Below are 14,249 nucleotides of genomic sequence, written 5' to 3' on the forward strand. Positions count from 1 at the left end.
GCCTGCTATATTATGCCGGGCCTTAAATAAATAGCGAAAAACAATTTAGGAGGGTGAAAAATGAGAAAAAGAGCATTAATGTCAATGGTTATGGTTGCCAGTCTGATGATAGCATCATTAACCGGATGTGGCGGAAGCAGAGGGGGAGACGTTGAAACGCCGGCGTCTGGCGGAGCTTCAGATAATAGCGCAGTTACGTCAGGTGAAATGCCAGGATTTGAAGAGGGCGCAACAATCGGTGTATCTCTTCCATGGCTTGGAACTCAGAACTGGAAAGAAGCTGAGGAAATGTTCACACAGCAGCTTACAGATGCAGGATATAATCCAATCGTACAGGCAGCGGATCAGAAAGTAACACAGCAGCAACAGCAGATCGAGTCTATGATAGAGAACGGCGCTAAGGTCATAGTAGTAGGACCTGTAGACGGATCACAGCTTGGATCAGTTCTGGAACAGGCCAAGGAAGCAGGAGTATATGTAATAGGTTATGACAGACTTCTTGAGAACACATCAGGCGTTGACGGAGTAGTTCAGTTCGGTTCTGTCAAGACAGGTGAACTTCAGGCACAGGCACTTCTTGATGGCCTTGCAAAAGAAAAAGGTGAGGGACCTTATAACATCGAGCTCTTCGGCGGCGGACCTGCTGACCCTAATGCTCCTAACTTCTTCACAGGTGCAATGTCAGTTCTTCAGCCCAAGATCGATGACGGAACACTCGTAGTTGTATCCGGCCAAACAGACTTCACACAGTGTGCAACAGTTGACTGGGATAATGCAAAGGCTCAGTCAAGAATGGATTCACTTCTTTCAGGCTTCTATTCTGACAAGAACATAGACGGTGTTCTGTGCCCTAACGATGGTATAGCAAGAGCATGTATCACAGCTTGTGAGAACGCTGGTCAGGACATTCCTGTTGTATCAGGTCTTGATGCAGAGAACGAGTCAGTTGAATGGGTATGGCAGGGACGTCAGTACTCAACAGTAGCTAAGCCAACTGAAGATCTTGTTGCCAAGACAATCGAGATCATCGATTCACTTCAGGCAGGTAAGGGAATGCCATCTACAGATGTTAAGGTAGATAATGGTGTCATCGAAGTTCCGATCTATGAGCTTCCTCCTGTAGTAGTTACTAAGGACAATGCAAAAGAAGTATTTGCAAACGATCCTTCAAGACTTGAACTGTTAAAATAACATATCAATGAATTTGGATCAGATAGGGCGGTGAGATAATTCACCGCTCTGTTTTTTATATCCAAGGATCAACAGCTTTTGTGCCATCAGTTGTAGGGCTTATCATAGCAGGCGAGATCATTAATGATCTTACAGCTTGCTGATTGTATCTGATTAGTGAATATCCCGCATGTTCTGTAAGCTGGATGTTTGAAAATACTATAAGTGCTTTTGGGTAAAAAGATAGTAAATAGTTAATAATATTAATTAAAATCCCGATAATATTATAAGCAGGTAGTGTAAATATATTGCGTTCTATCACCTTTTATCGGGGGCATTTATGAATATATGTAAGCGTATTAAAGCTTATTGGGATTCACTTGAAGATATATATGACCGTACATATTTTTTGATAGTCATCATTGGTTTTGCTGTTGGATTACTGACAGCAACCGTGACTGTGTTCGAAGATATAGGCGCCTGGTCATATATCATTGATTATATCGGCAGTATAGCTATTCTGATCATAGGAATATGGACCATTAAGACGAATCGTAAGCAGATAGGGCATATAGCTCTGCCTATAGTACTTAACTGTTTTATCATGCCGGCGTCATTCTGGGCCTGCGGCGGGCTTCATACAGGGACCATCCTGTTTTTTTTAGCATGCCTTTTTACTGTTGGGGTACTTCTTAACGGATGGACCATGTATATAGTTTATGGGATATGCTTTGCTGTTCAGTCTGTAGCTATATGGCTTTCATATTTTTATCCTGATATTGTCATAATTAAGCCTTTGTCAACAGAGACTGCTTATATCGTGGATTTTAATATTGCGCTGCTTTTTACATCTCTTGCCCTTCTTGGGATTACTTCTATGGTATACAAGGCATACGGAGATGAGCGTAATAAGAATAGGAAGCTCATAGAAAGGCTCAGGAATCTCTCGGAAAAAGATGAACTCTCAGGTCTTTACAATAGAAGAGAACTTTTTATAGTGCTGGAACACTTGTACAACGAAGACGAGGGTCAGACCAAATATGTGCATCTTGAAAACGGCATCCTTGCCATGATAGATATTGATAATTTTAAGTCCTTAAATGATACCTATGGACACCTTTTTGGAGATGAAGTCCTTAGAAAGACTGCAAAGGTCATCCAAAGTGATATGAATATATCTCATGCCGAGATGGCTTTTAGATACGGCGGTGAAGAGTTTATATGTATCATGAACCTGAATCAAAGAGATGAAGCATATCAAAGAGTAGATTCTATAAGAAAGAAAATAGAAAGTCTTGAATGGGATGGCTATCCGGGGCTTAAAGTCACTATAAGCGGCGGAGTTGTATGCTGCGCAGATTATGAGAACTTCAATGATGCACTCAAAGAAGTTGATAAGCTTTTATACAAAGCCAAGGAAACAGGCAAGAACCGGATAATCGTATAGATATCCTTAATTTACTATTTGTATAGCTGTAGATGTACGGCGAGATGCTGGGTTACAGAACCACACATGTAGACAAGCTCCCTATGGAAGACATAATATAAGTTAATATCTCTAAAATGTTAATACAAAATCCCTCGACTTAAAACAAAGCCGGGGGATTTTTTTGCGTATTTATAAACTCAAACCTCTCATTTGGACTATATGTCTTTGCAAATTCCTTGATGATACTGAGCCGTCTAAGTAGTAGGTTTGAGTTTATAACCGCTCAAAATTACGCCTATACCACTTAAATATATTTATAGCAACTATCAGCAATCGGTTATGGACGCATATTCATTACGATGGCAATATAAGTTCTAACAATTAACAAATCACTCAAACAACTAACGAACCACCCAGGCAACTAAGTACATACAAATGCGGCAAGACATTAAAGGTTAGCTTGCAGATGTATTAGTAGTAACGAGCACACAAGAATTAGAAAGGAAGTAATGATTATGGCAGACAGAGAATACGGTTTTGATACTTTGAAGATTTTGGCAGGTTATGATTCAGCAGATAACAAGTATTCAGTTTCACCTCCAATCTATCACACAGCAGCATTTGACTTTAGAGACACAGAGCATGCTGAGAATCTTTTTACTTATAAAGAAGCAGGATATCTTTATACAAGAGTTGGAAATCCTACTGTAACTTATTTTTCTGAAAGAGTTAAGGCACTTGAAGGAGCTAAGAACGCTGTAGCTGTTGGATCAGGAATGGCTGCTATCACATTCACACTTCTAAATCTTGCAGCTAAGGGCGGAACAATCCTTGCTTCACCTTATCTGTATGGAGGAACAATAGACAGTTTCGACAGACTGTTCCCTGAAGTTGGAGTGAAGATAAAGCTTACAAGAAGCGTACTTGATCCTGCCGAGCTTGATAAGGAGCTTGCAGAAAGTGATGACGTAAAGGGAATATACCTTGAGTCAATATCCAATCCCAATGCATATCTTCCTGATATAGATGCTATATCCAAGGTAGCTCATAAGTACGGCGTACCTGTTGTTGTTGATAATACAGTAGCAACTCCTTACATATACAGACCACTTGAACACGGAGCTGACATCGTAGTATATTCTGCAACCAAGGGTCTTACAGGACATGGCAATATCATTGCAGGCCTCATTCTTGATAATGGTAAGCTCGACTATTATACAGAAGATAAATATCCTCAGTTCTACGAGCCTATCGTAATGCTTAAGGGTAAGAGTCCTAAGGATGTGTTCCCGGATAACTTCTTCATATTCCGTGCAATACTTGTATACCTTAACCTTCTTGGAGCAGCGCTTTCACCCAATGATGCATATCTTGGAATCCTTGGTCTTGAGACCCTTTCAGAAAGAGTAGCTAAGCAGAGTTCAAACGCTCTTAAGATCGCTGAGTATCTTGAAAGTTCACCTGCAGTTGAGTGGGTTCGCTATCCAAAGCTTAGCTCTTATAAGTACAAAGAAGTTGCGGACAAGCATCTTACAAGAGGCGGCGGAGGACTTCTTTCTTTCGGAATAAAGGGAAGTAAGGAACAGGAAGCTCTTTTCCTTAATAATCTTAAGCTCTTCCATTATCTTGTAAATCTTGGAGACGTGCGTTCACTTATAGTAAACTCACCGGATACTACTCACAGTGAACTTACAGATGAGGAAAAAGAGCTTGCAGATATCCCTGCAAATCTTATCAGGATCTCAGTAGGTCTTGAGGATGTTAACGATCTTATTAAAGATCTGGATCAGGCCTTCAAGGCAGCAGGACTTCTGGATGCAGACAGCTCTGCAGCATAAGGGGTTAAAGGAGCTATATTAAGGGGATTGTCAGGCGCTTATATACATATGCATAGAAGTGCTCTGACAAGCTTATTTCAAAAGAGGATGAATATGAAAAGTATAAATTTGTTTAAAAAGGTAGTCTGTGTCGGACTATCACTTTCACTTCTGACAGCCTGCTCAGTGACTTCTAATGAAAGCGTTGTAGAAGATGAAAAGGTAGCTACAGCTGATTCTAATACTGCAGGATCATCGGATGCTGCATCCGGAGATTATAAATACGGCAAGATAGATATCCCGGGCAAGGACGGAGCCCTTTGCGGAGCGCCTATTTATATTGCCTATGAAAATGGATATTTTGCCGAAGAAGGTTTTGACGTAACACTGATATCAGCAGACTTTGAGACCAGGAAGATCGGACTTAACAACGGTACTATACCGATTGTAAACGGGGATTTCCAGTTCTTCCCATCTATCGAGAATGGGATAGATGTTAAGGTCGTAGACGGACTTCATGAGGGATGCATCAAGTTCGCAGTAAGGCCTGATTCTGATATAGAGACCGTGGAGGATTTGAAAGGCAAGAAGATTGGTGTGGATGAGATAGGCGGAACACCTCACCAGGTTGCAAGCTTATGGCTTGAAAATGCAGGTATATCTGCAGATCCTGCTAATGGTGAGGTGACATTCCTTCCGTATTCTGACGGCAACCTTGAGTTTGAGGCACTTTCAAGCGGAGAGATAGACGTTGCAGCTCTTTGGGATCCACTTGGATCAATCCATGAGAAGGCAGGAGATGTGAAGATCATCTTCGACCTTGGAACGGATGAATATTTTAAGGACAGATTCTGCTGCTTCCTATATGCCTCTACCAAGGTGCTTGAAGAAAATCCCGAAGAAGTTGCGGCACTCCTTCGAGCTTATAGGAAAGCTCAGGAATGGATATATGAGAATCCCGAAGAAGCAGTCAATATCATCGTAGAGAAGAACTATGCTGCTATTGAAGATAAGGACCTTGCAGTAGAGCTTATAAAGAGCTACGGCTATCCGTCAGCAACGCAGCATGCAGATAACTGGGATGAGACTGTAGAAGATAATGTGAGATATTTTGCAGGTGGTCTGTATGACATCGGCTATCTAAAAACGGATCCCGAAGAGTTTACTGATACCGTATATCAGAAAGTTGATGTGGGTAACTGATTGAAATAAAAAATACTAATATGCAAATGAAGTAGTTGTTGTGTTCTCACGGACTATCATTATAAAGATTGTCTGTGAGAACAAATCTTTATCAGAGGATTGATATGGACGTAGAAGTTGCGATCAAAACAGCCAGGCAAAAGCGTAGTGATATAAAAAACATTGATAACAGTATTTATAATTATAAGAATACGAAATATATGCTTCTAAAGATTTTATTTACAATATCAGGATTTGTAGCAGCTATCCTGGTCAATATCCTATTCCCTCAAAAGGCTGATGTAGAGTTTAAGACATATACGCTAAATCTTTTGAACCTGAAGATTGGTTTCAATATGAACAGTGCTTATATAGTAGTACTTATAGCACTTATCCTTATATATGGAACATCTGGATTCATATCACTTTTTCAAAAAGATAGAAGGAAGTTATATGCCAAGAATGCCGCATTCAGGTTCTTCCTGGGAATAGCTCTTGCTATATGGGATATAGGAGGGACTAAGCTACAGATCTTTGCACAGCCTTTTTTCCCTGGACCGGCCCAGATCATAGAAGCCTATATCGCTGATGGAAGCTACATAGTCCAGAATACGCTGTATTCGATAAGACTTTATGCTGCAGGTTTTAGCTGCGGCGTACTTCTGGGAGTCGGAACAGGTATACTGATCGGATGGTTTCCGAAGGTATATTACTGGGTATTCCCTGTTCTTAAGATAACAGGAGTAGTACCTGCGGTTGCCTGGATGCCTTTTGCTCTTACACTTCTACCTACTTCTTTTAGCGCAGCTGTATTTCTGATCGTAATATGCGCATGGTTTCAGATTGCATTCCTTACAGCTCAGGGTATACAAAGTACTCCAAAGCAAAGCTATGAAGCTGCAAGAGTTCTCGGCGGAGGTCAGATCAATCAGATAATTCATGTTGCTATACCTCATGCAATGCCTGATATCTTCACCGGCATAGGTTCTGCCAATGCTATGGCGTTTACAACTCTTGTAATGAGCGAGATGCTGGGTCAGCCAGGCGGTCTTGGCTATTATATTAACCAGTCCAAGGTATGGAGTGCATATTATAAGGTTCTTGCTGCGATTGTTATCATGGCTGTTCTTTTTTCTTTTATCAATTTCTTAATAGGTCTTATAAGAAAAAGAGTTCTTAGATGGCAGCAGGGAGTTGTTAAGGTGTAAAAGTTTGAAAGTGTCCCACTTTCAAACCATGAGGTTATGAGTTTGAATAAATTCAAACTCTAAGAAGTGGCATCGCGAGCTCTGCCACTTCCAACCATTAGTCACTAGTTCCACTCGCGACATTAGGTTGAATTATGAAAAGTTCTATAAATATAAAGAATGTTAATCGTATATACAAAGATTCTGATGGAAACAAGGTTGAAGCTCTAAAGGATGTAAATCTGGAGATAAAGCCAGGTGAGTTTATTTCTATAATAGGTCCTTCCGGATGCGGCAAGACGACACTTCTTCGCCTTATAGCAGGACTTGATAAGCCTCAAAACGGGCAGCTGTTTATAGACGGCGTACCGATCACAGGCGCAGATCCGTCAAGAGGATATGTGTTCCAGCAAGGGAGCCTTTTTCCATGGCTTAGTGTCAGGAACAATATAGCCTACGGATTAAGGGCTAGAAAGGTCTATAGGAAGAAAAAGGATACTATCGCAAACTATATAGATCTTGTAGGCCTTAAGGGCTTCGAAAAGTCCTATCCTCACCAGATATCAGGTGGTATGGCTCAAAGAGTGGCTATAGCAAGAGCGCTTATCAATGAACCTAAGGCGCTTCTTCTGGATGAGCCTATGGGAGCTCTTGACTCTTTTACCAGAGCTGATCTTCAGGACAAACTACTGGAGCTGTGGAAGAGGGATGGGACTACCATGATACTGGTAACTCATGATATTGATGAGGCTATATATCTAAGCGACAGGATAGTTATCATGACTCCAAGACCCGGTAAGATCAGTAAGATAATAGATGTTGATCTGCCAAGGCCAAGGCAGAGAGGAAGCGCATCATTCCTTGAGATGAGACGACAGATCCTCGAATTCTTCGAACTGGCTCAGGCAAGTCCCCAGCCAGAATACAATATTTAAAGAATAAAATAAAATGATGGAAAAGGAAGATTATAAACATGGATTATATTAAAAAGAATTATATAAAGCTAATTGAACTTGTTCTTGCTCTTGTAATTGCAATCGGGTCATTTACTGCATTTGCAGCATGCCCCGTGTCAGAAGAGCATGTGATGGCCTGCCATTATGCCCAGCTTGCCGTAACACTTTTTGGAACAGTTCTTAGTATACAGGCACTTGCGTCTCTTATCATAAGGAATGATAAAGTAAGACTCGGTATAACCATCTCACAGATACCGCTCGTAATAGCTCTATTCTTCGTACCCGGAACAGTTTTTTCTCTTTGCATGATGAGCAGTATGAGATGTATCAGTATCTTTAAGCCTGTAGTAAGAGTTTTTAGCGGACTTGCATTTATCGTATCAGTGGCAGATGTTGTCATTAGTATTATCAAGAAAGAAAACGGGGAGCTTCAAAGTGAACATAAGGAAACTGCCGCTTAAAAACATAATAATGCATAAAAAAAGAACTGCGGGACTTCTTATAATACTCGTGGTTTTGACAATAGCATTGTTTGGAGGGAGTCTTTTTATAAAGAGTCTTAATAACGGACTTGATAGCCTTAACGAAAGACTGGGATCAGATATTATCGTACTTCCCAAGGATGCAGAATCTGAAGTTGACCTTAAAAACCTCCTTCTTCAGGGGACACCCGGATACTTCTATATGGACAAGAGTATACTAAGTGAACTTGAAAATATAGAAGGAGTAGACAAGATATCAGCGCAGTACTTTCTTGTTTCTGCCAATGCAGACTGTTGCAGTGTCAAGGTTCAGATAATAGGATTTGATGAAAAGACGGATTTTACTATCAAGCCATGGCTTCATGAAAGTTACAAGGGAGTACTTAAAGACAATGAGATAATAGTCGGGTCCATGCTCTCTACAAGAGTAGGGCATACGCTAAAACTATATGGCAAGGAGTTTCTTGTAGTTGGCAAGCTTGAAAAGACCGGAACAGGACTTGATACGGCAGTATATACAACAGGTGATACAGTTAAGACTTTGATAGGTGCAGCACAGGATAAGGGGATAAGCATATTATCAAAGCAAAGCCCGGATGATGTTATATCTTCTGTATATATTGATATCAAAGACGGATATGACATTGATTCTATAGTATCTGATATTAATCTTGGCCATAACGAAGTCAAAGCGGTCAGATCCAAGACCATGATGACTTCTACCTCGGACAGGCTGGGAATAATATCTGCCGCGATCTCATTTTTGATCAAAACAATATGGGTATTTGCGGCAGTAATACTTATAGCAGCTTTCTATATCATAACAGGAGAGAGGAAGAGAGAATTTGCAGCTCTTAGAGTTATAGGAGTATCTAGAAAAAGGCTGGGAATCCTTGTTATGTCAGAAGCTCTTATACTTGGAGTTGTTGGAAGTCTTATAGGCATTATAATGACAGGAGCTGTCATGTATTCATTTAGTGTACTTATAGGTACAAAACTTGACCTTCCGTATCTGTTGCCCGGCGCTTTCACCGCAGCATACTATATCTTAGTAACCTTTGCCGGCGTTGTCTTTATAGGAGCAGTATCAGGGCTTATATCAGCATACAAGGCTGTATCTGTAGATACTGCAAAGATACTTAGAGAATAAGTGGGAAGTTTGAGATATAGAAATAGAAAGTATTATATATCATTCATGACCAAAGGGGATGATCTTTATTATGATAATAAAAGCACAAGATATATCGGTATCATATACCCGGAATGCCAAAAAAGGCAGAAAAGATAATGTTATAAACATCATAGATCCAGTAGATATAACTATAGTTCCAGGCAAGGTAACAGTTATCTTTGGTAGATCCGGAAGCGGGAAGACTACACTTTTAAGCGTGCTTGCAGGACTGTTGAAGCCGTCAGAGGGAACTGTTTTGTACGATGATATTGATATTTATAAGCAAAAGGATGATATTTTTTCAGAATTTAGAAATCAAAATATCGGATTCATCCCACAGGGTCAGAGCCTTATAAGCGGCCTTACAGTAAGAGAGAATATACTTCTTCCTGCAAGAGAGAGTAAGCGAAGTGCAAATACCAGTGGTGTTAAAGCGGTGAATGCGAATGCTACATCAAATGAGAATAATGCAGGAAGTTGTACCAAAAGAGCAGACGATCTTATCAGTACTTTAGGTCTTCTTGACCGCGCGGATTATCTTCCTAGTCAGTTATCAGGCGGAGAGATCAGAAGATGTGCAATTGCAAGAGCTCTTATCAATGATCCTCCTATAATATTTGCCGATGAACCAACAGGAGATCTTGATGACCACAATACCAAAATCGTCTTTGAACTTCTAAGACAAAAGGCCAGAGACGACGCAGCAGTTGTGATCGTAACTCATGAAGAAACGGCATATAATTACGCAGATATAGTATATAGGATGGATGCGGGAGCACTGGCGCTATCTGCCTGATTGTAAGGCTAAGGTCATAGCTTATAGTTCTAGTCTATTACCAGATATATCTTTTTGGACTAAGACAATTACGTGTATAGATGTTAGCATATAATCCAAAATAATAGATATTAGCTTAAACTTGTCACTTTGACAGCGCGGTATCACCAAGGAATTTGCAGGGGCGGACAGAATATAAACCATTGCTATGCTTTTAATCGTTTTAATAAATTCATGAGCATGATAGATGGAGATTTTTATTCTGCCTGGGGTCCACATGTCTGAGCGCAGCGAGTTTGGACCCCAGAATGGAAATCGCCAGATATCATGCCATGAATTATAAAACGATTAACAGCATGGCAATGGTCTATATTCTGTCCGCCCCTGCAAATTCCTTGGTGATACCGCACTATCCAAGTAGATAGCTTGAGTTATTAAGGGGATTTTGGATGACACTACAGCAGCTACGATATGCAATGGTTGTGGCACAGACAGGCTCTATGAACAAGGCAGCAGAGAGCCTTTTTATATCACAGCCCACACTTACCAATACTATAAGAGGACTTGAAGAAGAGTCAGGGATCACTATCTTTAATAGAACCAATAAGGGCGTTAACCTTACAGGTGAAGGCTCCGACTTTCTTTTTTATGCCAAAAAAGTCTGTGATCAGTATGATCAGCTCATATGGCGATATGATGGCAAAGGCAATACCAGAAAGATATTCAGCGTCTCAACACAGCACTATTCATTTGTATGCGAAGCATTTTCAGATACAGTCAAGAACTATGATGCTTCAACATATCATTTTTCAATTCTTGAAACTACAACTTCCAAGATAATAGAAGATGTAAGCTCATCAGTAAGTGAGATAGGAGTTTTGTTCCTTAGTGATTTTAACAAAGAAGCTTTAAAGAAGCTTTTTGTGGACAATGCCCTGACCTATAAGAAGATCGTAAGCTGCAGATTCTATGTGTATCTTGGCAAAAATCATCCACTTGCAGACAGGGACATAATAGACTATGAAGATATAACCAAATATCCTCTTCTGACCTATGAACAGGGCAAGGACAGTCCTTTATATATGGCTGAAGAGATATTTGGTGAGCAGGATTATCCGTATACTATCAAGGTTTCTGACAGGGCATCCATGCTTCAGATAATGAACAAACTAAACGGATTTACTTTCTGCTCAGGCGCTGTCAGAGGAGCTGTAGGATGGAGCGATTACAAGGTTATACCTCTTAGAGAGAGCGCTCACCTTCCATACAGCTCCATGGAGATAGGCTATATCCATAAAGACGGCCTTAGCGAGATAGGCAAAAGATTCGTTGAGGAGCTCTATAAAGCTGCTCCATCAGAAGAATAATTCGATAACGATCTTAAATATAAATGCGACTATCCATGCAACTAATTGATAAAAAGAGATGTCTACATCCTGTAGTTCATATAAGGGTCAAAATGGCAAAAATAAGCCGTTTTGACCTTTGTTTAATTGTTTTTTAGAATAAATTAAATTATAATAATATCAAAGATACTCTACTATTCATGAATTCCGAGGAGGCAGTACTATGGAGACTATTATTACTATTGGACGTGAGTTTGGTTCCGGTGGAAGAGAGATAGGTGAACTAGTTGCCAAGAAGTGTGGTATTAAGTGCTATGACAAGGAACTTATTGCCAGAGCTGCCAAGGAAAGCGGGTTCTGCGAAGAGATGATAGAGACCCATGATGAGAGACCTACTAATTCCTTTATGTACAATCTTGTTATGGACACATATTCCTTCGGATACAATTCATCCAGCTTTGTTGATATGCCTATCAGTCACAAAGTATTTCTTGCCCAGTTTGATGCGATCAAAAATCTTGCAAAAGAGGGTCCTTGCGTAATCGTAGGCCGCTGCGCCGATTATGCTCTTTCAGACTTCCACAATGTAGTAAATGTATTTATAACAGGTGATGAAGAAGATAAGATCGCCCGTATCAGAGCCCGTTTTGCAGATATTACATCAGATGATAAAGCTCGTGATATGATGAACAAGAAGGATAAGCAGAGAAGAAGCTATTATAACTACTACAGCTCCAAGAAATGGGGCCATTGCAGCAGTTATGACCTTACTATCAATTCTTCTGCGCTTGGAATTGAGACTTCAGCTGATTTTATCGTTGATTTTGTAAAAAGATTCGAAGAGAGCAAGAGAGGCTGACAGCTCAGGTTAAAAGAATTAAATTATATCAAAAATATTAAAGGAAAAGACTTAATATACCGATAAATAAAAAGGTAAACACTAGAAATCGGGAAAGAAAGGCAGAATTTATCAATGAGCGAACATTCAAAAGATGTCGAGCAAATTGACGAGCTCACAGGCCTATCTACATTTGATAGTTTCAGAATCCTTGCACAGGATGTTCTGGATGACCCGACGATTCGAAATGATATAGCCTTTGTCTATTTTAACGTCGAAAATTTTAGGTCTTATAATGAAAAATTTGGATTTGCTGCAGGAAGTGATTGCCTTAGACTTATAGGTCAGACGATACAGGCAATCTTTCCGCAGGAGATCTGTTCTCACGTGGCCACAGATCACTTCTGTATAGTTGCTGACAAGAATGAGATTGAAGAGAAGATCAAGCAGATCTGTGAGGAACTACGTCCTTTCCGTATGGAAACACATATGCAGTTACATGCGGGAATTTATTTCCCAACCCCCGATGATTTTGAATGCACACTTTGTATGGATAAAGCCAAGATAGCGTGCGATTCCTTAAAACACCAGTACGATTCAATGTTCGGTTATTATGACGAGAAACTGGATGATGAATATCAGCGAACCCGTTACATTATCGAGCATTTTGATGATGCAATTGAAAAGGGATATATACGTGCATGGTTTCAGCCGCTTGTAAGATCCTTTACCGGAGAAATTAGTGGATATGAGGCTCTTGCCAGATGGCTTGATCCTGATCTTGGATTTATTTCACCTGCAGACTTTGTTCCTGTTCTGGAAAAATATCATATCATTCGAAGACTTGATCTTGCTGTAACACAATATGTCTGCAATGTACAAAAGAAGATAATGGAAAACGGCGGCCAGATAATGCCGGTTTCAATAAATCTGTCTCAGCAGGATTTTGTAGGTGGAGATATTGTTTCGGAGATAGATGAGATCGTACTTGATAGCGGTATACCTTCTGAATATATCAATATCGAGATCACAGAATCTATTTTCTCATTGGATTCAGAGAGAGTAAAGAATATAATCGATGCCTTCAGGCTTCAGGGTTATGAAGTATGGATGGATGACTTTGGAAGCGGATATTCATCACTTAATTCAATGCAGATGTTTACATTTGACTGTCTTAAGCTTGATATGTCATTCCTTGCAGGTTTTAATGAGAGCAAAAATTCCAAGATCATCATTGAAAGCGTTATAGGAATGACCAAACAGCTTGGCATCAGAACTATAGCAGAAGGCGTAGAAAGTGTTGAAGAGGCTGAATATTTAAGACAGGTTGGATGCGATCAGATTCAGGGCTTTTTGTATTCAAAACCAGGACCGTTTGAAGAGATATTTAATATTGATATGCCAAAAGAGAATACAGGCCTTCGTAAATATCATGAGAAGATTGGTACCATTAATCTTCTTTCTCAGGATCCTCTTGGAAATGAGGAGGATGAAACAAAGAAGATCAAATTCCCAATGTCTTTGGTTGAAGAGTACAACGGCAAGATTACGCTTTTGACATTTAATGAATCATTTACTGATTATGTACATATGCTGGGTTTTGCATCTGTTAATGAAGCCGAGTCATTCCTTAACACTGATGATGATGCAGCTATAAATGTAAAACAGCTTATGGAAAATGTTATAAGAAATGATAAGTTCGAAGTATGCCATTATTCCAGAAATGGTCACAGATGTACCTTGCAGATCAATAGTATAGCCAATTATAGGAGCAGAAATGCATATCTGTTACTAGGACTTGTAGCAGAAGATGAATAGAAAGAATTATTGATCGTATTTTTTAAAATAATTTTTGCTAACAATAATAAAAACAGGAACCGTATCGCTACGGCTCCT

12 protein-coding genes and 1 pseudogene are annotated in these 14,249 nt (G+C 39.9%); all 13 read left to right on the forward strand.

Annotation, left to right across the window (positions count from 1 at the left end; genetic code table 11):
- The first annotated feature begins 60 nt into the window (after positions 1–60).
- Positions 61–1,191, forward strand: coding sequence for a sugar-binding protein (locus tag WAA20_RS08705; protein ID WP_073386127.1), 1,131 nt, complete (start codon positions 61–63; stop codon positions 1,189–1,191).
- A gap of 59 nt (positions 1,192–1,250) precedes the next feature.
- Positions 1,251–1,334 (forward strand): annotated as a pseudogene (locus tag WAA20_RS08710) (tRNA threonylcarbamoyladenosine dehydratase); the annotation flags it as partial.
- 176 nt (positions 1,335–1,510) lie between these two features.
- Positions 1,511–2,617, forward strand: a complete 1,107-nt coding sequence (locus WAA20_RS08715) for a GGDEF domain-containing protein (protein WP_073386129.1) — start codon at positions 1,511–1,513, stop codon at positions 2,615–2,617.
- A 497-nt stretch (positions 2,618–3,114) separates the two neighbouring features.
- Positions 3,115–4,437, forward strand: a complete 1,323-nt coding sequence (locus WAA20_RS08720) for an aminotransferase class I/II-fold pyridoxal phosphate-dependent enzyme (RefSeq protein WP_073386235.1) — start codon at positions 3,115–3,117, stop codon at positions 4,435–4,437.
- A gap of 93 nt (positions 4,438–4,530) precedes the next feature.
- The gene (locus WAA20_RS08725; RefSeq protein ID WP_139263650.1) at positions 4,531–5,619 is read left to right on the forward strand and encodes an ABC transporter substrate-binding protein; all 1,089 of its coding nucleotides are present in this window, start codon (positions 4,531–4,533) and stop codon (positions 5,617–5,619) included.
- 104 nt (positions 5,620–5,723) lie between these two features.
- On the forward strand, positions 5,724–6,806 hold the full coding sequence (locus tag WAA20_RS08730) for an ABC transporter permease (RefSeq protein WP_073386132.1): 1,083 nt from the start codon (positions 5,724–5,726) through the stop codon (positions 6,804–6,806).
- Between the two features lie 134 nt (positions 6,807–6,940).
- Positions 6,941–7,720 carry an ABC transporter ATP-binding protein gene (locus WAA20_RS08735; RefSeq protein ID WP_073386134.1) on the forward strand — a complete coding sequence of 260 codons (780 nt, stop codon included), beginning with the start codon at positions 6,941–6,943 and terminating at the stop codon, positions 7,718–7,720.
- 38 nt (positions 7,721–7,758) lie between these two features.
- The gene (locus WAA20_RS08740; RefSeq protein WP_073386135.1) at positions 7,759–8,202 is read left to right on the forward strand and encodes a DUF4418 family protein; all 444 of its coding nucleotides are present in this window, start codon (positions 7,759–7,761) and stop codon (positions 8,200–8,202) included.
- 10 nt (positions 8,203–8,212) lie between these two features.
- Positions 8,213–9,373 carry an ABC transporter permease gene (locus WAA20_RS08745; RefSeq protein WP_338802673.1) on the forward strand — a complete coding sequence of 387 codons (1,161 nt, stop codon included), beginning with the start codon at positions 8,213–8,215 and terminating at the stop codon, positions 9,371–9,373.
- Positions 9,374–9,443: 70 nt separating this feature from the next.
- Positions 9,444–10,190: an ABC transporter ATP-binding protein gene (locus tag WAA20_RS08750; RefSeq protein WP_073386139.1), complete on the forward strand. Its 747-nt coding sequence runs from the start codon at positions 9,444–9,446 to the stop codon at positions 10,188–10,190.
- 428 nt (positions 10,191–10,618) lie between these two features.
- Positions 10,619–11,536 carry a LysR family transcriptional regulator gene (locus WAA20_RS08755; protein ID WP_027215992.1) on the forward strand — a complete coding sequence of 306 codons (918 nt, stop codon included), beginning with the start codon at positions 10,619–10,621 and terminating at the stop codon, positions 11,534–11,536.
- Between the two features lie 202 nt (positions 11,537–11,738).
- Complete coding sequence (locus WAA20_RS08760; RefSeq protein WP_073386140.1) at positions 11,739–12,374, forward strand: AAA family ATPase; 636 nt, start codon at positions 11,739–11,741, stop codon at positions 12,372–12,374.
- A 114-nt stretch (positions 12,375–12,488) separates the two neighbouring features.
- Positions 12,489–14,171: a GGDEF domain-containing phosphodiesterase gene (locus WAA20_RS08765; protein ID WP_073386142.1), complete on the forward strand. Its 1,683-nt coding sequence runs from the start codon at positions 12,489–12,491 to the stop codon at positions 14,169–14,171.
- Positions 14,172–14,249: the final 78 nt, after the last annotated feature.

Origin of the sequence: Butyrivibrio fibrisolvens (assembly GCF_037113525.1) — a bacterium.
GTDB classification, from domain to species: Bacteria; Bacillota; Clostridia; order Lachnospirales; family Lachnospiraceae; genus Butyrivibrio; species Butyrivibrio fibrisolvens.

Coding starts and splice junctions, on each gene's coding strand:
- WAA20_RS08705 (WP_073386127.1), top strand. CDS start 61: ATGAGAAAAAGAGCATTAATGTCAATGGTTATGGTTGCCAGTCTGATG.
- WAA20_RS08715 (WP_073386129.1), top strand. CDS start 1,511: ATGAATATATGTAAGCGTATTAAAGCTTATTGGGATTCACTTGAAGAT.
- WAA20_RS08720 (WP_073386235.1), top strand. CDS start 3,115: ATGGCAGACAGAGAATACGGTTTTGATACTTTGAAGATTTTGGCAGGT.
- WAA20_RS08725 (WP_139263650.1), top strand. CDS start 4,531: ATGAAAAGTATAAATTTGTTTAAAAAGGTAGTCTGTGTCGGACTATCA.
- WAA20_RS08730 (WP_073386132.1), top strand. CDS start 5,724: ATGGACGTAGAAGTTGCGATCAAAACAGCCAGGCAAAAGCGTAGTGAT.
- WAA20_RS08735 (WP_073386134.1), top strand. CDS start 6,941: ATGAAAAGTTCTATAAATATAAAGAATGTTAATCGTATATACAAAGAT.
- WAA20_RS08740 (WP_073386135.1), top strand. CDS start 7,759: ATGGATTATATTAAAAAGAATTATATAAAGCTAATTGAACTTGTTCTT.
- WAA20_RS08745 (WP_338802673.1), top strand. CDS start 8,213: ATGCATAAAAAAAGAACTGCGGGACTTCTTATAATACTCGTGGTTTTG.
- WAA20_RS08750 (WP_073386139.1), top strand. CDS start 9,444: ATGATAATAAAAGCACAAGATATATCGGTATCATATACCCGGAATGCC.
- WAA20_RS08755 (WP_027215992.1), top strand. CDS start 10,619: ATGACACTACAGCAGCTACGATATGCAATGGTTGTGGCACAGACAGGC.
- WAA20_RS08760 (WP_073386140.1), top strand. CDS start 11,739: ATGGAGACTATTATTACTATTGGACGTGAGTTTGGTTCCGGTGGAAGA.
- WAA20_RS08765 (WP_073386142.1), top strand. CDS start 12,489: ATGAGCGAACATTCAAAAGATGTCGAGCAAATTGACGAGCTCACAGGC.